The following is an 18,391-nucleotide window of genomic DNA, read 5'->3' as shown; positions in this document are numbered from 1 at the left end:
TTTTTTTCTTACTTAATCACTGTTTTCAGCGCTTCGCCGATATCGGCCAGGCTACGAACGGTTTTCACGCCAGCGGCTTCCAGCGCAGCGAATTTCTCATCCGCCGTACCTTTACCACCTGCGATGATCGCACCAGCATGACCCATACGTTTACCTTTCGGCGCCGTCACACCCGCGATGTAACCCACAACCGGCTTGGTCACATGATCTTTAATGTACGCCGCTGCTTCTTCTTCCGCGCTACCGCCGATCTCACCGATCATGACGATCGCTTCAGTCTGCGGATCTTCCTGGAACAGCTTCAGGATATCGATGAAGTTAGAGCCTGGGATCGGGTCGCCGCCGATACCCACACAGGTAGACTGACCAAAACCGTAGTCGGTGGTCTGCTTAACCGCTTCATAGGTCAGCGTACCGGAACGAGAAACGATACCGACTTTACCAGGCTTGTGAATATGGCCCGGCATGATGCCGATTTTACATTCGCCAGGGGTGATAACACCTGGGCAGTTCGGGCCAATCATGCGCACGCCAGCTTCATCCAGCTTCACTTTCACAGTCAGCATATCCAGCGTTGGGATACCTTCGGTGATGGTGATGATAAGCTTGATGCCTGCATCGATAGCTTCCAGGATGGAGTCTTTGCAGAACGGAGCCGGAACGTAGATAACGGTGGCGGTTGCGCCGGTCGCTTCTACTGCTTCACGTACGGTGTTGAACACCGGCAGACCCAGATGCGTGGTGCCGCCTTTGCCCGGCGTAACACCGCCGACCATTTGCGTACCGTAAGCAATCGCTTGTTCAGAGTGGAATGTCCCCTGGCTACCGGTGAAGCCCTGGCAGATAACCTTGGTATCTTTATTAATTAAAACTGACATTATTTCCCCTCCACTGCGGCAACAACCTGCTGAGCTGCATCCGTCAGACTTTTCGCTGCAATAATATTCAGGCCGCTATCAGCCAATTTTTTCGCGCCGAGTTCAGCGTTGTTACCTTCAAGACGTACCACGACCGGAACGTTAACGCCCACTTCTGCTACCGCGCCGATGATACCGTCCGCGATCAGGTCGCAGCGTACGATACCGCCGAAGATGTTAACCAGTACGGCTTTAACATTGTCGTCAGAGAGGATAATTTTGAACGCTTCGGTTACACGCTCTTTGGTCGCACCGCCGCCAACGTCAAGGAAGTTAGCCGGTTCGCCGCCGTGCAGTTTAACGATGTCCATGGTGCCCATTGCCAGGCCCGCGCCGTTAACCATACAACCGATGTTGCCGTCCAGAGCGACGTAGTTCAGTTCCCACTGTGCAGCCTGTGCTTCACGCGGATCTTCCTGAGACTGATCGCGCATTTCACGCAGGTCAGCCTGGCGGAACAGCGCGTTACCGTCAGCGCCCAGTTTGCCGTCGAGGCAGATCAGATCACCCTGCTTGGTCACTACCAGCGGGTTGATTTCGATCAGCGCCAGATCGCGCTCAAGGAAGATAGTCGCCAGACCCATGAAGATCTTGGTGAACTGCTGGACCTGTTTACCTTCCAGACCCAGTTTGAACGCCAGTTCACGCCCCTGATAAGGCATCGGACCGGCCAGCGGATCGAGCGCTACTTTGTGGATCAGGTGCGGCGTTTCTTCAGCCACTTTTTCAATTTCCACGCCGCCTTCGGTAGAGGCCATGAAGACCACGCGACGGGAACTACGGTCAACAACTGCGCCGAGGTAAAGTTCTTTACCAATGTCGGTCGCTGCTTCAACCAGAATCTGATTTACCGGTTGACCATGGGCGTCTGTCTGGTAAGTGACCAGACGTTTACCCAGCCAGTGTTCAGCAAAAGCACGAATGTCTTCTTTGCTGTTCACAACCTTCACACCGCCCGCTTTACCACGGCCACCAGCGTGAACCTGACATTTCACTACCCACGGGCCTGCGCCGATTTTAGATGCAGCTTCTTCAGCTTCACGCGGAGTAGTACAGGCATAACCCACCGGTGCCGGTAAGCCATAGCGGGCAAAAAGTTGTTTTGCCTGATATTCATGTAAGTTCATGTGTTCTGTCCATCCTTCAGGTAATCGTTATCTTTTACCCGTAGGCCTGATAAGCCTCCAGACCTACGGGGCAGGTGATACTCTTATTTACTACACGTCCAGCAGCAGACGCGTCGGATCTTCCAGCAACTCTTTAATGGTTACCAGGAAGCCTACTGACTCACGACCATCGATCAAACGGTGGTCATAAGACAGCGCCAGATACATCATCGGCAGGATTTCAACCTTGCCGTCTACGGCCATCGGACGATCTTTGATGGCATGCATACCCAGGATGGCGCTCTGCGGTGGGTTGATGATCGGGGTAGACATCAGGGAACCGAACACGCCACCGTTAGTGATGGTGAAGTTACCGCCCGTCAGATCGTCGACCGTCAGCTTGCCGTCGCGACCTTTAACTGCCAGCTCTTTAATATTTTTCTCGATGTCAGCCATACCCAGCAGATCCACATCACGCAGGACCGGCGTGACCAGGCCACGCGGCGTGGAGACCGCCATGCTGACATCAAAGTAGTTGTGGTAAACCACGTCATCACCGTCGATGGACGCGTTCACTTCCGGATAGCGTTTCAGCGCTTCAACAACCGCTTTCACGTAGAAAGACATAAAGCCCAGACGGATACCGTGACGTTTCTCGAACGCATCACCGTACTGCTTACGCAGATCCATGATTGGCTTCATGTTGACTTCGTTGAACGTGGTCAGCATGGCGGTGGAGTTTTTCGCTTCCAGCAGACGCTCAGCTACGCGTTTGCGTAGACGGGTCATCGGAACACGTTTTTCGCCACGAGCGCCCAGTTGAGCCTGTGGTGCAGGCGCGGCGGCCGGCGCTTTGGCTTCTGCTTTCGCAGCCGGTGCTTTAGCCAGATGCTTTTCAACATCTTCACGCGTGATACGACCACCGACGCCGGTGCCATTGATGGCGCTGGCTTCGAGATTATGCTCACCCAGCAGGCGACGGATCGCCGGGCTCAGGGCATCGTTGTTCTGTTCAGCAAGAGACGCCTGCTGGCGTTGTGCCGGAGTAGAATCTTTCTCTTCAGACTTGGCGCTGGTCTCTTTGCCAGAGCTGTTGCCTTCACGCAGGCGACCGAGGATCTGGCGAGAAGTGACGGTTGTCCCTTCATCTTCCAGAACCGCATCAAGAATACCGTCCGCTGATGCCGGTACTTCCAGTACCACTTTGTCAGTTTCGATTTCTACCAGTACTTCATCACGACGTACTGCATCGCCCGGTTTTTTGTGCCAGGTTGCAACCGTTGCATCCGCTACGGATTCAGGCAGGTCGGGAACAAGAATATCTACGCTACTCATTATTTATCCTTTATTTAATCGACGTTCAGCGCGTCATTAACCAGATCTTGTTGCTGCTTCTGGTGAACGGACATATATCCTACTGCCGGAGAGGCAGAGGCCGGGCGACCTGCATAACGCAGAGCTGACCCAAATGGAATTACTTCACGGAAATGATGCTGGCTGCAGTACCATGCGCCCTGGTTGAGCGGCTCTTCCTGGCACCAGACAAAATCATGTACATGAGCAAACGGTTTCAGCGCTTCCTGCACCGCTTTATGCGGGAACGGATAGAGCTGTTCGATACGCACAATGGCGACATCTTTTTGGTCGTTCTTGCGGCGTTGCTCCAGCAGGTCGTAATAAACCTTACCAGAACACATCACGACACGCTTCACGCCTTTAGGATCAAGTTCATCTACTTCGCCAATGGCTGGTAGGAAGGTGCCATTTGCCAGTTCGTCCAGCGTGGACACCGCCAGCGGATGACGCAGCAGCGACTTCGGTGACATCACTACCAGCGGACGACGCATTCCGCGCAGCGCCTGACGACGCAGCATGTGGTAAACCTGTGCCGGGGTAGACGGGACGCAAACCTGCATGTTTTGCTCAGCGCAAAGTTGCAGATAACGTTCCAGACGCGCGGAGGAGTGCTCCGGACCCTGACCTTCATAGCCGTGTGGCAGCAGCATAACCAGACCGCACATACGGCCCCATTTCTGCTCGCCGGAAGAGATGAACTGGTCGATAACCACCTGCGCACCGTTGGCGAAGTCACCGAACTGCGCTTCCCAGATAGTCAGGGTGCGCGGTTCTGCCGTGGCATAACCGTACTCGAATGCCAGCACCGCTTCTTCAGACAGCACGGAGTCCCATACGCGGAACGTGCCCTGCCCGTTATGCACATGCTGCAGCGGAGTGTACGTTGAACCATTCGCCTGGTTATGAATCACCGCATGACGGTGGAAGAAGGTTCCGCGGCCAGAGTCTTCACCCGACAGACGTACCGGAATACCTTCATCAACCAGCGTGGCGTAAGCCAAATTCTCTGCGCCACCCCAGTCGAACAGCTTCTCGCCTGCGGCCATGGCCTGACGGTCGCCGTAAATTTTGGCAACACGCGACTGCATTTCCACCGCTTCAGGCACGGTGCTGATGCGTTTTGCCAGCTCCTGCAGACGCTTCATCTCAACTTTGTTCGGGTAGTTTTCATCCCATTCGTGGTTGAGGTACGGCGACCAGGTGAAGGAGTGCATATTCATTGGACGCCACTCTTTCACCACGCATTCGCCTGCGTCCAGCGCGTCACGATACAGATTGACCATTTCGGTCGCATCTTCCAGCGTAGCGACGTTGTCCGCTTCCAGCTTGTCAGCGTAGATTTTGCGCGGAGTCGGATGCTTTTTGATTTTCTGATACATCAGCGGCTGGGTTGCGCTTGGCTCGTCGGCTTCGTTGTGGCCGTGACGGCGGTAGCACACCAGATCGATAAAGACATCGCGTTTAAAGGTATTACGGAAATCCAGTGCCAGACGCGTTACGAAAGCGACCGCTTCCGGGTCATCCGCGTTCACGTGGAAAATCGGCGCCTGAACCATCTTACCGATGTCGGTGCAGTACGGTGTAGAACGTGCATCTAGCGGGTTAGAGGTGGTGAAGCCCACCTGGTTGTTGATAACGATGCGAACGGTACCGCCCACTTCGTAACCACGCGCTTTCGACATATTCAGGGTTTCCTGAACCACGCCTTGCCCGGTTACTGCCGCATCACCATGAATAGTGATTGGCAGCACTTTATTGCTGCTCGGCTCGTCCAGACGATCCAAGCGTGCACGTACGGAACCGATAACCACCGGGCTAACGATTTCCAGGTGCGACGGGTTAAACGCCAGCGCCAGATGCACCAGACCGCCTTCGGTTTCGATATCCGATGAGAAGCCCATGTGGTACTTCACGTCACCGGTGCCGAGGTGTTCTTTATGTTTGCCCGCAAATTCGTCGAATAGATCCTGCGGCTTTTTACCCAGCACGTTAACCAGGACGTTCAGACGACCACGGTGCGCCATACCCAGTACCACTTCACGGGTACCGCTGTTACCGGCGTGGCGGATCATCTCTTTGAGCATTGGGATTAACGCATCACCGCCTTCCAGCGAGAAGCGTTTCGCGCCCGGGAATTTTGCACCCAGGTAGCGTTCCAGACCTTCCGCTGCGGTCAGTTCGCTGAGGAAGCGTTTCTTCTCTTCACTACTGAACGCAGTACGGCCAGACTCGATACGCTGCTGAAGCCAGCGTTTTTCTTCGGTGCTGGTGATGTGCATATACTCGGCGCCAATCGGGCCGCAGTAGGTTTGTTTCAGCGCGACAACCAGGTCGCTCAGCTTCATCGTGTCTTTGCCACCGGCAAAAGAACCCACGTTAAAGCTTTCCTGGAAATCCGCATCGGTCAGATCGTGGAAGGAGGGATCCAGATCGGCCACATTTTCTTGCTGCCACAGTCCCAGCGGATCGAGATTCGCATGCTGATGACCGCGGAAACGATAGGCGTTAATGAGCTGCAGGACTTTAACCTGCTTCACATTGGCATCAGGGTCGGAAATAGAAGAAGAGTAACGTGGGGTAATCAACGCCTGTCGACGGAAATAATCACGTGTTTTTGAGTGGAGTTGATCCGGTTTGACTCCGGTACCAGGTAACTGCTGGAACGTCGAACGCCAGTTAGCATCTACCGAGTCAGGGTCGGTTAAGAAGTCTTCATAGAGCTGTTCTATCCAGCTCTGGTTAGAACCAGAGAGGTAAGAAGAGTCCAACCAGGCTTTCAAAGCGCTGTTCTGCATCGTGATCCCTTAAGCATTTGTATGCTTATTTCGCCGTGGATACTACCACGCACACCGATGTGCGTGCCGGGGTTCACTTGTTGCGGACTGTCGTGTCATCTGCGTCCGCTAAGGAACCTTTAAAAACTGTCTAATAATCGTCGTCGTTCAGGCTGCGATTATTGCTATCAATGTGGCAGTTTTTAGAGGTTTCCCTGCACGGCCGGGGAATCTCTTCCCCGGCAACTACAACTACTTATGCACTACGTTTGAGCAGCATCGACTTAATATGTCCGATGGCGCGCGTCGGGTTCAGCCCTTTAGGACATACGCTGACGCAGTTCATGATGCTATGACAGCGGAATACGCTGAAAGCGTCACTTAAACCTTCCAGACGGCTGTCGGTCTCGGTATCGCGGCTATCAATTAAGAAGCGATACGCGGCCAACAGGCCTGCCGGGCCAATAAACTTGTCCGGGTTCCACCAGAATGATGGGCAGGACGTTGAGCAGCATGCACACAAAATACATTCATACAGCCCATCGAGCTTCTCACGCTGCTCTGGCATTTGTAAATGCTCACGAGCCGGAGGATTTTTCCCATTATTCAACAAGTAAGGCTTAATCTTCTCATACTGTGCGTAGAATTGCCCCATGTCTACCACCAAATCGCGCACAACCGGTAAACCTGGCAGCGGGCGAATGACAATTTTCTTGCCCGGCTGATTCAGCGCAGAAATAGGTGTGATACAGGCCAGTCCATTTTTGCCGTTCATGTTCAGACCGTCGGAGCCGCAAACCCCTTCACGGCATGAGCGACGAAACGACAGCGACGGATCTTTTTCTTTCAGCTGCATCAACGCATCCAGCAGCATCATGTCGCGCCCTTCTTCCGCCTCCAGGGTGTAATCCTGCATGCGCGGAGCGTCGTCAACATCCGGGTTATAGCGATAAACTGAAAACTCGAGTTTCATTGTCCTGTCTCCGCATTAATAAGTACGAATCTTCGGCGGGAATGCCGGGCGCAGCTTCGGTTCCATATTGACTTGACGTCGCGTCATGGATTCCGACTCTGGCAGGTACAGGGAATGGCACAGCCAGTTTTCGTCATCACGTTCCGGGAAGTCGAAGCGGCTATGCGCGCCACGGCTTTCGGTACGGAAGTTTGCAGATACTGCAGTGGCGTACGCGGTCTCCATCAGGTTATCCAGCTCCAGACACTCAACGCGCTGGGTGTTGAACTCGCTGGAGGTATCGTCCAGACGGGCATTTTTCAGGCGTTCGCGAATCGCTTTCAGCTCTTCCAGACCCTTCGCCATCGCATCGCCTTCGCGGAATACCGAGAAGTTATGCTGCATACATTCCTGCAGCGCTTTACGAATTGCCACCGGGTCTTCACCGTTACGGTTACCGTTCCAGCGATTCAGACGCGCCAGAGAAGCGTCGATTTCATCTTCGGTTGCATCCAGCAGGTCACCCTGCTCTGCGATAGATTCCTGCAGATGCAGACCCACAGCACGACCAAATACCACCAGGTCAAGCAGTGAGTTGCCGCCCAAACGGTTAGCACCGTGAACCGATACGCAGGCGATTTCACCGACGGCAAACAGCCCTGGGATCACCACATCTTCGCCCTGCTCATTCACGGTCAGCGCCTGGCCGGTGACTTTGGTCGGAATACCGCCCATCATATAGTGGCAGGTTGGGATAACCGGGATCGGCTCTTTCACCGGGTCAACGTGAGCAAAGGTACGGGACAGTTCGAGAATACCCGGCAGACGGGACTCCAGAACTTCTTTACCCAGGTGGTCGAGTTTCAGTTTGGCGTGCGGCCCCCACGGACCGTCGCAGCCGCGACCTTCGCGGATTTCGATCATGATGGAACGCGCCACCACGTCACGACCCGCCAGGTCTTTCGCATTCGGGGCATAACGCTCCATGAAGCGCTCACCGTGTTTGTTCAGCAGGTAGCCACCTTCACCACGACAGCCTTCTGTTACCAGAACACCCGCGCCAGCGATACCGGTTGGGTGGAACTGCCACATCTCCATATCCTGCACCGGCACGCCAGCGCGGATAGCCATACCGACGCCGTCACCGGTGTTGATGTGGGCGTTGGTGGTGGACTGATAAATACGGCCAGCACCGCCGGTCGCCAGCACGGTTGCGCGGGCTTTGAAGTAAACCACTTCACCGGTTTCAATACACAGCGCGGTACAACCAACAATCGCGCCATCGGCATTTTTCACCAGATCCAGCGCATACCATTCGGAGAAGATGGTGGTGTGGTTTTTCAGGTTCTGCTGATACAGCGTGTGCAACAGCGCATGGCCGGTACGGTCTGCCGCTGCCGCGGTACGTGCCGCCTGCTCGCCGCCGAAATTCTTCGACTGGCCGCCAAACGGACGTTGATAAATTGTGCCATTATCGAGGCGAGAGAACGGCAGCCCCATGTGGTCCAGCTCCAGAATCGCTTCCGGACCGGTTTTACACATATATTCAATAGCGTCCTGGTCACCAATGTAGTCCGACCCTTTCACGGTGTCGTACATGTGCCATTCCCAGTTATCTTCATGGGTATTACCGAGCGCAACGGTGATGCCACCTTGCGCAGATACGGTATGGGAACGGGTTGGGAACACTTTGGAGAGCAGCGCACAGGTCTGACCGCTCTGGGAAATTTGCAGCGCCGCGCGCATACCTGCGCCGCCGGCACCAATCACAACAGCATCAAATTCTCTGACTGGCAGTTTCATTACACACCCCACACCACAACAAATCCATAAATGACGTAAACCACCAGCGCAACGACGATAGCCAGTTGCAGAATCAGGCGCACGGCCAGCGGTTTAACGTAGTCGGTCAACACCTGCCACATGCCGATCCAGGCATGAATCAAGATGGAGAAAAGAGCCAGCAGGGTGAAGACTTTGGTGAATGCCGATGAGAAGAAACCGGTCCAGACTTCAAACGTCAGTTCGCCGCTGGTGGCGAAGAAGCCGACCATATAGATGATGTATAACGTCAGAACGATAGCGGTAGCACGGACCAGAATGAAGTCATGTACGCCGTTGCGTCCTAATGCGGAGGCGTTGCTTACCATACGAGGACTCCTGCGAGAAGTGAAAGCACGACAATGATAACGAAACAAATTTTGGCGGAACGTGTCCCTGCTTCGAGGGTTTCTTCGATATAGCCAAAATCCATCAACAGATGGCGAATGCCCATTACGGCGTGATATGCCAGCGCAATCAGGATCCCCCACAGAATTAACTCCACAAAGAAGTTATTCATAATGGATGACGCCGCGAGGAAACCTTCAGGGGAGGAAAGGCTGGTACCCAATAACCACAACAGAATCCCGACCGCCACGAAGGTGATCACTCCGGATACGCGATGGAGAATGGACGCTATCGCCGTGATTGGGAACCGGATCGTTTGTAGATCCAGATTGACAGGTCTTTGTTTTTTCACATTTCTTATCATGAATAACGCCCACATGCTGTTCTTATTATTCCCTTTGGACTTCGGGTACAGAAGATGAAGACACCTGTAGCCTGAAAGACGACGGGATTTCCTTCCTCCGGTCTGCGTGCGGGTCAGACAGCGTCCTTACTATAACTACGCGTCATATAAAACACTGCTTCCAGATGCTAAAACGACACGTTACAACGCTGGTTGGCTCGGGATTGCAGGGTATTCCGGAGACCTGGCGGCAGTATAGGACGTTCACAAAATCATTACAATTAACCTACATATAGTTTGTCGGGTTTTATCCCGAACAGTGACATAGGTCACGATAACAACATTATTTTAATTTTTAACCATCTAATTTGACAATCATTAAACAAAGTTGTTACAAACAACACCAGAAAAAGCATATAATGCGTAAAAGTTATGGGGTCACTCTTTCACCGGACATTTAGTTATGTAACAGTGTGGAAGTATTGACCAATACAGTCAGGACAGTTATTAGTGATAGACAGGTTTAATAATTCGGATTGCTAAGTTCTTGATTTGCAATTTATTCGCCATGAAAAGACCGTTTTACCTGCAAGCGCCCATAGCTCTGTACCCAGGTTATCCCCTCTTTCGCAGAGCGGCGAGCCAAATAACAAACTGGTAACGGTTCATTGATGTACGAAGGCAAATGTGAGTTCCAGCAGTCTTAAGCAATAAGGCGCTAAGGAGACCGTAAATGGCTGATACTAAAGCAAAAATCACTCTAAATGGTGACTCTGCTATTGAACTGGATGTGCTGAAAGGTACGCTCGGTCAAGATGTTATTGATATTCGTAGTCTTGGCTCAAAAGGGATGTTTACTTTTGACCCAGGTTTCACCTCTACCGCATCCTGCGAATCCAAAATTACTTTCATCGACGGTGACGAAGGTATTTTGCTGCATCGCGGCTTCCCGATTGATCAGTTGGCGACCGAGTCGAACTATCTGGAAGTGTGTTATATCCTGCTGTACGGCGAAAAACCGACGCAGGAGGAGTACGACGAGTTCAAAACCACAGTCACTCGCCATACCATGATCCACGAGCAGATCACCCGCCTGTTCCACGGTTTCCGCCGCGACTCTCACCCGATGGCCGTTATGTGTGGTGTTACCGGGGCGCTGGCTGCGTTCTACCACGACTCGCTGGATGTGAATAATCCGCGTCACCGTGAAATCGCCGCTTTCCGTTTGCTGTCCAAGATGCCGACCATGGCAGCGATGTGCTACAAATATTCCATCGGGCAGCCGTTCGTGTACCCGCGTAATGACCTCTCCTACGCCGGTAACTTCCTGAACATGATGTTCTCCACGCCGTGCGAAAAATACGAAGTGAATCCGATTCTGGAACGCGCAATGGACCGTATCTTGATCCTGCACGCTGACCACGAACAGAACGCCTCAACCTCTACCGTTCGTACCGCCGGTTCTTCTGGCGCTAACCCGTTTGCCTGCATCGCGGCCGGTATTGCTTCCCTGTGGGGACCAGCACACGGCGGCGCAAACGAAGCTGCGCTGAAAATGCTGGAAGAAATCAGCTCTGTTAAACACATTCCGGAATTTGTTCGCCGCGCGAAAGACAAGAATGATTCCTTCCGCCTGATGGGCTTTGGTCACCGTGTTTATAAAAACTATGACCCGCGCGCCACCGTCATGCGTGAAACCTGCCATGAAGTACTGAAAGAACTGGGCACCAAAGATGATCTGCTGGAAGTGGCGATGGAACTTGAACACATTGCGCTCAACGACCCGTACTTCATCGAGAAGAAACTCTACCCGAACGTAGATTTCTACTCCGGCATCATCCTGAAGGCGATGGGTATTCCGTCCTCCATGTTCACCGTTATCTTCGCCATGGCGCGTACCGTGGGCTGGATTGCACACTGGAACGAAATGCACACCGACGGCATGAAAATCGCTCGTCCGCGTCAGCTGTACACCGGCTACGATAAGCGCGATTTTAAGTCTGATATTAAGCGTTAATTGTCTGCCGGATGGCGCCAGCGCCTGTCCGGCTTACAGCCATTAATTCTCCCGGGTCGGACAAGGCATTGAAGCCAGAATCCGACCTGTTTTTTTTGATGTATATTATTTTATTCTCATCATGCTTTCTCTATGATTTACTGAGATTTCCGTCATTTCACTCAGGAGCATGGGATGCCTGTTTTGCAGTGGAGCCTGTTGTTTCTGCTATCGCTCCTTCTTTCCCTGTTCTTTTTGTTTATACACCTTCCAGGACCGCTGCTGCTCGGTTCGATGATCGTCGGCATCATATTCAGTATGCGCGGCATCTCACTGCACCCTCCCCGCTGCACATTTCTTGGCGCACAGGCGATTCTCGGCTGCATGATTGCCCAAAACCTGACGGGCTCAATCTTGACGACCCTTACGGCCCACTGGCCGATGGTGATTATCATCCTGCTGGCGACCCTTATCAGCAGCGCGGTAATCGGCTGGCTGCTGGTTCGCTACAGTAACCTACCGGGAAACACCGGTGCATGGGGCTCATCACCTGGCGGTGCGGCGGCAATGGTGGCGATGGCGCAGGAATATGGTGCCGACATCCGGCTGGTGGCGTTTATGCAGTATCTGCGCGTACTGTTGGTGGTTGGTGCGGCGGCACTGGTCACCCGAGTGATGATGGGCGACCAGGCCCAAACGGTCAGTGAGCAAATCGTCTGGTTTCCGCCGCTGAGCAGCAATCTGTTCAGTACCCTGGCGCTGGCCGCCGTTGCCGGTACGGCCGGGCGTCTATTGCGTATCCCCTCTGGCGTCATGTTGCTACCGATGCTGGCAGGCGCATTGCTGAATGCCGGTGGCGTGATGGTGATCGAACTGCCGGAATGGTTGCTGGCGATTGCCTATATGGCCATCGGCTGGCAAATCGGTCTGGGCTTTGACAAGCAGATCTTTTTAATGGCGTTGCGCCCCTTACCGCAAATCCTCTTGTCCATTTTTTCCCTGATGGCGATCTGCGCCGCTATGGCCTGGGGACTGGCGCATTACATGCAGATAGATTTTCTTACCGCCTATCTGGCGACCAGTCCAGGCGGCGTGGATTCTGTTGCGGTGATTGCCGCGGGGAGTCACGCCGATATGGCGCTGATCATGGCGATGCAAACCCTGCGGCTATTCAGTATTTTATTGACTGGCCCGGCGGTGGCGCGGTTTATTTCAGTACACGCGCCAAAGCATCCCGCTTAGTGCTGACATCCTGGACACCAGTAAAAGGGTCGTGAAGAGAGCGTCGTTTTTTCGATGATTCCGCCACAGCGCTCACAGGCTTCACCATCCCGGTGAAAGACCTTAAAGCGAAACAGCGCGCCGTGATGTTTATTCTCATCCACCAGCCCGCGGGTGTTATAGGACAAACGAGGAATATCAAGCAGCGCATGCGCCAGCGCATCCAACTGTTCATCTCCGAGCGTCGACGCTTTATGCTGCCCGGTCAGCCCTACCTGCCAGAGAATCTCTACCCGCAGGTAGTTACCTAATCCCGCCAGAAACGTCTGGTCCAACAGCAGGCCAGAAAACTGGCGATTGCGAAAACGCGGGGATAACAGACGCGCTTTCACGTCATCGGGCGTTAAACGTAAATCCAGAACGTCCGGCCCAACCCGTTGCAGGAACGGATGGGTAGCGAGCTGTTCCGGCGTCAGCATGTCGATATCAGAGGCGCTATAGAGCAGAATAGTTTTGTCATGTGTTTGCAACCTGACACGCAGTACCCGCGAAGTCTGCGGTATTTTGCCGGTATCCACCACTCGCCACACGCCATAGAGCTGATTGTGACTGTACAGCGTCAATCCATTAGAAAAATGGGTCAGCAATGCTTTACCCCGCGTTTCAAGCTGGGTAACACTCTGCCCAATCAGTTGAGATTGATACGGTTTTAGCTGCTCAAAGGCAAACCAGACATCGGTCAGGGGTTTGCCTTTGACTGCCGCCTCCAGGTTATCCGCCGCGCGGCGGATCTCCGGGCCTTCAGGCATAAGACTGTCCTTTTTTAATGTGTTGCACCGCCCGTCACTGCGATATCACTCTCCACCTGCAACGCGGTGGCAATCGCAACTTCCAGCGCCCGGCGCACCGTGTCCGCTGCCATACTTGGCGCCCCGGGGTGCTGTGCAGCCTGTTGCGGCAAATAAGGGATATGAATAAATCCTCCCTTTACCGCCGGAACGTCACGTAGTTTATGCAGCAGGCCATACATCACGTGGTTACAAACGAAAGTGCCCGCGGTCTGGGAAACCGAAGCCGGAATTCCCGCGTTGCGCATGGCAACAACCATCGCTTTGATCGGCAACGAACTAAACCACGCCGCCGGACCATCGGCCACAATCGGCACATCTACCGGCTGTTGACCCTGATTATCCGCAATACGCGCATCGTCAACGTTGATCGCCACGCGCTCCACGGTGACATCCGTGCGCCCCCCCGCCTGCCCCACCGCCAGCACCAGTGATGGCGACAGCGCGTCAATCGCACCATTGAGTACGGCAAGAGACTCGCCAAAGACGCACGGCAGTTGGCGGGCAACGACGCGGCATCCGCCGATGATAGCATTGTCGAGGCCCGAGACCACTTCCCAGGAAGGGTTAACTGACTCGCCGCCAAAGGGTTCAAATCCCGTGATGAGTACTGTTTTCATCCTGTCACCTTACAAGAACATCAGGAAATACATCAGGAACACGTTGACCAGCAACAGCAGTATGCCGGTTGGCACCTGCGCTTTAATCACCGCGTTTTTATCCGGCAGCTCCAGCAGCGCCGCAGGAACAATGTTAAAGTTTGCCGCCATCGGCGTCATTAACGTCCCGCAATAGCCAGAGAACATACCAATTGCCGCCATTACTGCCGGATTGCCGCCGTGCTGCAGCACGAGGATCGGAATCCCAATTCCGGCGGTCACGATCGGGAAAGCGGCAAACGCATTGCCCATGACCATCGTCAGCAATGCCATGCCGAGGGTGTACACCGCCACTGCGATAAAGCGGCTATCCACCGCCAGGTATTCTTGCGTTAGCCAGGAAATACCGCTGCCTACGCCCGCTGCCGTAAACAACAGCCCGAGCGTGGCCAAAATCTGCGGCAGGATAAACGCCCAGCCGATGGAGTCCAGCAGACGGCGCGCCTCCTGAATCGGTTGATGAACCCGCTCATGGGTCATTTTTATCGCCATCGCCAGACCAATCAACGAGCCTGCGGTCATGGAAAAGAGCGTCACCAGCGTGGCGTGATTACCCGGCCCAAACAGCGCATCCTGTAAGCCCGGAATATGGTTGAACATCAACACGCCAATAACCGTTACCACCGGAATTGCCAGCGCCGGGAAAAACAGGCGGTTACCCAGACGACTGGCGCTTTCTTCGCGCTGTTGCTGCGTTCGTTGATGGTAGCTTCCCAGCTTCACGCCGCCAAAACCGGCGATCAGGGCCAGCACGACCACCGCAACGCCAACGGCAATATGCACCGTGCGTTTGTCGCCAAACAGCGAATATGTCCAGTCACCAAGCAGAAACAGTACGCCGTATATGCCCCAAAACAGGCCGGTGGTGAAGCGACGCGGGTTCGCTTTGTCCTGCCAGGACATCAGCGCCACAATCAGTAATACCGCTCCCGCCAGCCAGTAGAGATAGCTTTGTTGAAAATTCATTTCGCTTCCCCTTTCGCTGCGGCATTCGCTTTCGCCACCTCACGTTGCAAATAGCTATCCAGACGCCACAGACGCGTACCGTGGATCAGGAATGCACAAATTGCCGTTGGGATCCCCCACAAGGCAATATGCAGCGGTTCGGTCTGGATCCCACCAGACTCCAGCATAAAGTTGTGCATAAAAATGATGGCACCGAAGGCAACAAAGATATCTTCACCGAAGAACAGTCCGACGTTATCGGTCGCAGCTGACATGGCGCGCAGACGATAGCGTACCGCCCCAGGTATCTCGCCGTGATTTTTCTCTGCGGCTCCTTCCGCCATCGGCGCCAGCAGCGGACGCACCATCTGCGGATGCCCCCCCAGACTGGTCAACCCTAACGCAGCGGTCGCTTCGCGAATGAACAGATAGACAATAAGCAGACGGCCACTGGTGGCGCTGCGGATTTTTGCAATCCACGCCTGAGCACGCTCTTTGAGTCCGTGGCGTTCCAGCAGGCCAATAACCGCCAGCGGGATCAGCAGGATAAATGGCAGGTTGCGGGTGTTAAGAAAACCTTCACCCAGCTTCTCAAGGATAGTGGCGATCGGCATATGCGCCGCCAGCCCCGTGACGATCCCGGCAATAATGACCACCAATACCGGGTTAAAACGTAAAAGAAATCCGACCACGATGACGGCGATCCCCGTCAATGGCCAGAGAGAAATTACCTCTCCCATAATTCAGTCCTGTATATGTTGTTGTGTAATATATTATTGTTTTTTATGAATAAATTTATGCGCTAATTTGAATATTGCATGCATTGAATGCGGCTCGCAAGCGACGGGCAAAAGCGAGTGCGTGCTCACCATCCCCGTGAATGCATACCGTCTGGGCTGTCACGCTCGCCCACGTTCCACTCTGGCTTTTTACTCTGCTGGATTGCACCATTTCTAGCGTTTGCGCCAGCGCCTGCTCTTCATCCTCAATCAATGCGCCCGGCTGGCTGCGCGGCACCAGACTGCCATCCGCCTGATAACCCCGATCGGCAAAAACCTCCTGACGTGTTACCAGACCATAGCGTTCTCCGGCACGAATCAGTTCGCTTCCCGCCAGTCCTACCAGAACCAGCGACGAATCGCAGGCATACACCGCTTTAGCAATAGCATCCGCCAACTGAGGATCTTTCGCCGCCTGGTTATAAAGCATACCGTGCGGTTTAACATGACGCATTACGCCGCCCTGCGCACGCGTGATGGCAGCCAGCGCACCAATTTGATACAGCGTCTGCGCATACACCGTTTCCACAGGCAGGGTCATGGCGCTACGGCCAAAATTTTCCCGATCCGGAAAACTCGGATGCGCGCCTATCGCTACGCCATTTTTTAGCGCTTCGCGCACACTTAAAAGCATCGTCTGCGCATCACCGGCGTGAAACCCACAGGCGATGTTGGCTGATGACACCAGTTGCAGCAGCGCTGCATCGTTAGGGCATCCCTCACCGAGGTCTGCGTTGAGATCAATTTTCATTGTTAAGTCGCCATGTTAACTGTTCCAGATAACGCTGCCGATCGTGGCGCGCCTTAAGCGCTTCCTCCAGCGAACACTGCACAAAATGGATCGGCTGGCCGAGCGGGATCTGCGCCAGATGATACATATCTGCTTCGATGATACAGGCGATACGCGGATAGCCGCCCGTCGTCTGAGCATCGTTCATCAGCACGATGGGCTGACCATTATGCGGAACCTGCACTACGCCAGGGAGCAAACCATGCGACAATAACTCGCGATCGGTCGTGCGCGTCAGCGACTGCCCCTGCAAGCGATACCCCATACGGTTGCTTTGCGGACTCAGTTGCCACGGGGAGCGCCAGAAAGAAGCCTGCGATACTTCGTCAAACTCCTGGTATTCAGGCCCGGGGAGCGCACGAATGTGGTTGCCCCACATCAGCTGTTTTACGCCCTGCGGCCCGCTGAATTGCCGGGTCGATGCGCCAATTGCCAGCCGATCGCCATCGCGCAGCAGACGCCCTTCCAGCCCGCCAATTCCGACTTTGAGATCGGTACTGCGCGAGCCCATTACTTCGGGCACATCAAAACCGCCCGCTACCGCCAGATAGCTGCGCATGCCGTGATGTGGACGTTTTAGCATCAGACGTTGCCCGGCTTTCACCGGCAGCCGCCATCCGCTCCATACGGGAGTACGATCCAGGTGCGCTTCACATCCCGCACCGGTCAGGGCAAACCAGCCATCGGTTTCAAATTCCACCACCAGTTGCCCCAGTGTGATTTCCAGCGCAGCGGCATTCGCATCATTACCTACCAGCAGGTTAGCAACGTTCAGCGCCGGTTTATCCAGCGCGCCACAGTGACTGATTCCGGATTGACGAAAACTATGGCGTCCCCCGTCCTGTACTGAGGTGTACATGCCAGCGCGAATGATGTTTAACATATCCCCTCCTTCTGCGGAACAAAACGCACGGTATCGCCAGCCCGTAACAGAATCGGCTCCTGCCGTTTTGGATCAAATAACGCAACGGAGGTACGGCCAATCAATTGCCATCCACCTGGCGTGGAAAGCGGATAGACCCCCGTTTGGGATCCGCCAATACCTACAGAACCTGCCGGAACAAGCAGACGCGGTTCCGCACGCCTCGGAGTATGGAGCGGTTCAGGTAAGCTCCCGAGATAGGGAAATCCCGGCTGAAAACCGATAAACCACACCACATAATCAACCGACGCATGAAGTTCGACGACCTGCTTGTCGCTTAATCCACTGTGCCGGGCGACCTCTGCCAGATCGGGGCCGAACTCACCGCCATAGGTCACGGGAATTTCAATAAAGCGCGAGTCCGGCTCCAGCGCCTCACTCTCTTCCCACCAGCGCTGCAGGCGTTCAATCGCATCCAGCGCCAGCGTTTTCGGGTCGCGCAGGGTAACCGTGATATTGTTCATTCCCGGAATAGCTTCCAGCACATTCGGGGCATCAACCAGACGCTGGGCCAGACGCCAGATGCGTTTCTGAGTCGCCAGCGTAATGGGAGGTTCCAGCTCAAGAACCACCGCACTTTCACCTAACAGATAACAACGCGCTCGCTGCACTTT

Annotated in this window: 18 protein-coding genes; 3 read left to right on the top strand and 15 right to left on the bottom strand. The window is 54.3% G+C overall.

Going from position 1 to position 18,391, the window contains the following annotated elements; translation table 11 throughout:
* Positions 1-8: 8 nt before the first annotated feature.
* From sucD to sdhC, 8 genes are all read right to left on the bottom strand, one after another.
* Positions 9-878, bottom strand: a complete 870-nt coding sequence (gene sucD / locus OGV75_RS11985; RefSeq protein WP_003022929.1) for a succinate--CoA ligase subunit alpha — start codon at positions 876-878, stop codon at positions 9-11.
* Positions 878-2,044, bottom strand: a complete 1,167-nt coding sequence (sucC, locus tag OGV75_RS11980; RefSeq protein WP_003022927.1) for an ADP-forming succinate--CoA ligase subunit beta — start codon at positions 2,042-2,044, stop codon at positions 878-880. The genes sucD and sucC overlap by 1 nt, the downstream gene beginning before the upstream one ends.
* 90 nt (positions 2,045-2,134) lie before the next feature.
* Complete coding sequence (odhB, locus tag OGV75_RS11975) at positions 2,135-3,358, bottom strand: 2-oxoglutarate dehydrogenase complex dihydrolipoyllysine-residue succinyltransferase (RefSeq protein ID WP_016156001.1); 1,224 nt, start codon at positions 3,356-3,358, stop codon at positions 2,135-2,137.
* Between the two features lie 14 nt (positions 3,359-3,372).
* Positions 3,373-6,174: a 2-oxoglutarate dehydrogenase E1 component gene (gene sucA / locus OGV75_RS11970; RefSeq protein ID WP_016152283.1), complete on the bottom strand. Its 2,802-nt coding sequence runs from the start codon at positions 6,172-6,174 to the stop codon at positions 3,373-3,375.
* A 235-nt stretch (positions 6,175-6,409) separates the two neighbouring features.
* The gene (gene sdhB, locus OGV75_RS11965) at positions 6,410-7,126 is read right to left on the bottom strand and encodes a succinate dehydrogenase iron-sulfur subunit SdhB (protein WP_003022921.1); all 717 of its coding nucleotides are present in this window, start codon (positions 7,124-7,126) and stop codon (positions 6,410-6,412) included.
* A 15-nt stretch (positions 7,127-7,141) separates the two neighbouring features.
* A complete protein-coding gene (gene sdhA / locus OGV75_RS11960) occupies positions 7,142-8,908 on the bottom strand; it encodes a succinate dehydrogenase flavoprotein subunit (RefSeq protein ID WP_003022919.1) in 1,767 nt (588 codons plus the stop codon).
* Positions 8,908-9,255, bottom strand: a complete 348-nt coding sequence (sdhD, locus tag OGV75_RS11955) for a succinate dehydrogenase membrane anchor subunit (protein ID WP_005122550.1) — start codon at positions 9,253-9,255, stop codon at positions 8,908-8,910. The genes sdhA and sdhD overlap by 1 nt, the downstream gene beginning before the upstream one ends.
* Complete coding sequence (gene sdhC, locus OGV75_RS11950) at positions 9,249-9,653, bottom strand: succinate dehydrogenase cytochrome b556 subunit (protein ID WP_016152282.1); 405 nt, start codon at positions 9,651-9,653, stop codon at positions 9,249-9,251. The genes sdhD and sdhC overlap by 7 nt, the downstream gene beginning before the upstream one ends.
* A 437-nt stretch (positions 9,654-10,090) precedes the next feature.
* Here sdhC and OGV75_RS23640 point away from each other — a divergent pair, with 437 nt between their 5' ends.
* From OGV75_RS23640 to OGV75_RS11940, 3 genes are all read left to right on the top strand, one after another.
* Complete coding sequence (locus OGV75_RS23640; RefSeq protein ID WP_418135082.1) at positions 10,091-10,144, top strand: hypothetical protein; 54 nt, start codon at positions 10,091-10,093, stop codon at positions 10,142-10,144.
* A gap of 206 nt (positions 10,145-10,350) precedes the next feature.
* Complete coding sequence (locus OGV75_RS11945; protein ID WP_016152281.1) at positions 10,351-11,634, top strand: citrate synthase; 1,284 nt, start codon at positions 10,351-10,353, stop codon at positions 11,632-11,634.
* 174 nt (positions 11,635-11,808) lie between these two features.
* Positions 11,809-12,855 carry an AbrB family transcriptional regulator gene (locus OGV75_RS11940; RefSeq protein WP_115190819.1) on the top strand — a complete coding sequence of 349 codons (1,047 nt, stop codon included), beginning with the start codon at positions 11,809-11,811 and terminating at the stop codon, positions 12,853-12,855.
* Here OGV75_RS11940 and nei read toward each other — a convergent pair.
* The 7 genes from nei to pxpB are packed head-to-tail and all read right to left on the bottom strand — an operon-like array spanning position 12,852 to position 18,388.
* Entirely contained in the window at positions 12,852-13,643 is a 792-nt protein-coding gene (nei, locus tag OGV75_RS11935) for an endonuclease VIII (RefSeq protein ID WP_200010774.1), read from the bottom strand. The genes OGV75_RS11940 and nei overlap by 4 nt on opposite strands.
* Before the next feature lie 14 nt (positions 13,644-13,657).
* Positions 13,658-14,302 carry a pyroglutamyl-peptidase I gene (pcp, locus tag OGV75_RS11930; RefSeq protein WP_016155998.1) on the bottom strand — a complete coding sequence of 215 codons (645 nt, stop codon included), beginning with the start codon at positions 14,300-14,302 and terminating at the stop codon, positions 13,658-13,660.
* A gap of 9 nt (positions 14,303-14,311) precedes the next feature.
* Positions 14,312-15,307: a DUF979 domain-containing protein gene (locus tag OGV75_RS11925; RefSeq protein WP_016152277.1), complete on the bottom strand. Its 996-nt coding sequence runs from the start codon at positions 15,305-15,307 to the stop codon at positions 14,312-14,314.
* Positions 15,304-16,026 (bottom strand): DUF969 domain-containing protein, encoded by a 723-nt coding sequence (locus tag OGV75_RS11920; protein ID WP_003831395.1) that lies wholly within the window; start codon positions 16,024-16,026, stop codon positions 15,304-15,306. Before OGV75_RS11920 ends, OGV75_RS11925 begins: the two co-directional genes overlap by 4 nt.
* Positions 16,027-16,081: 55 nt before the next feature.
* Positions 16,082-16,816, bottom strand: coding sequence for a 5-oxoprolinase subunit PxpA (gene pxpA / locus OGV75_RS11915; protein WP_080859010.1), 735 nt, complete (start codon positions 16,814-16,816; stop codon positions 16,082-16,084).
* Positions 16,806-17,738: a 5-oxoprolinase subunit PxpC gene (gene pxpC, locus OGV75_RS11910; RefSeq protein ID WP_046274710.1), complete on the bottom strand. Its 933-nt coding sequence runs from the start codon at positions 17,736-17,738 to the stop codon at positions 16,806-16,808. Before pxpC ends, pxpA begins: the two co-directional genes overlap by 11 nt.
* A complete protein-coding gene (gene pxpB, locus OGV75_RS11905) occupies positions 17,732-18,388 on the bottom strand; it encodes a 5-oxoprolinase subunit PxpB (protein ID WP_046274709.1) in 657 nt (218 codons plus the stop codon). Before pxpB ends, pxpC begins: the two co-directional genes overlap by 7 nt.
* Between the last annotated feature and the right edge of the window lie 3 nt (positions 18,389-18,391).

Source organism: Citrobacter sp. Cb028, from assembly GCF_030336705.1.
Lineage (GTDB): Bacteria > Pseudomonadota > Gammaproteobacteria > Enterobacterales > Enterobacteriaceae > Citrobacter > Citrobacter braakii.
Note: the sequence above shows the minus strand (reverse complement) of the source record. Positions and strands in the feature narration are given on the sequence as shown.

Coding starts and splice junctions, on each gene's coding strand:
- sucD (WP_003022929.1), bottom strand. CDS start 878: ATGTCAGTTTTAATTAATAAAGATACCAAGGTTATCTGCCAGGGCTTC.
- sucC (WP_003022927.1), bottom strand. CDS start 2,044: ATGAACTTACATGAATATCAGGCAAAACAACTTTTTGCCCGCTATGGC.
- odhB (WP_016156001.1), bottom strand. CDS start 3,358: ATGAGTAGCGTAGATATTCTTGTTCCCGACCTGCCTGAATCCGTAGCG.
- sucA (WP_016152283.1), bottom strand. CDS start 6,174: ATGCAGAACAGCGCTTTGAAAGCCTGGTTGGACTCTTCTTACCTCTCT.
- sdhB (WP_003022921.1), bottom strand. CDS start 7,126: ATGAAACTCGAGTTTTCAGTTTATCGCTATAACCCGGATGTTGACGAC.
- sdhA (WP_003022919.1), bottom strand. CDS start 8,908: ATGAAACTGCCAGTCAGAGAATTTGATGCTGTTGTGATTGGTGCCGGC.
- sdhD (WP_005122550.1), bottom strand. CDS start 9,255: ATGGTAAGCAACGCCTCCGCATTAGGACGCAACGGCGTACATGACTTC.
- sdhC (WP_016152282.1), bottom strand. CDS start 9,653: ATGTGGGCGTTATTCATGATAAGAAATGTGAAAAAACAAAGACCTGTC.
- OGV75_RS11945 (WP_016152281.1), top strand. CDS start 10,351: ATGGCTGATACTAAAGCAAAAATCACTCTAAATGGTGACTCTGCTATT.
- OGV75_RS11940 (WP_115190819.1), top strand. CDS start 11,809: ATGCCTGTTTTGCAGTGGAGCCTGTTGTTTCTGCTATCGCTCCTTCTT.
- nei (WP_200010774.1), bottom strand. CDS start 13,643: ATGCCTGAAGGCCCGGAGATCCGCCGCGCGGCGGATAACCTGGAGGCG.
- pcp (WP_016155998.1), bottom strand. CDS start 14,302: ATGAAAACAGTACTCATCACGGGATTTGAACCCTTTGGCGGCGAGTCA.
- OGV75_RS11925 (WP_016152277.1), bottom strand. CDS start 15,307: ATGAATTTTCAACAAAGCTATCTCTACTGGCTGGCGGGAGCGGTATTA.
- OGV75_RS11920 (WP_003831395.1), bottom strand. CDS start 16,026: ATGGGAGAGGTAATTTCTCTCTGGCCATTGACGGGGATCGCCGTCATC.
- pxpA (WP_080859010.1), bottom strand. CDS start 16,816: ATGAAAATTGATCTCAACGCAGACCTCGGTGAGGGATGCCCTAACGAT.
- pxpC (WP_046274710.1), bottom strand. CDS start 17,738: ATGTTAAACATCATTCGCGCTGGCATGTACACCTCAGTACAGGACGGG.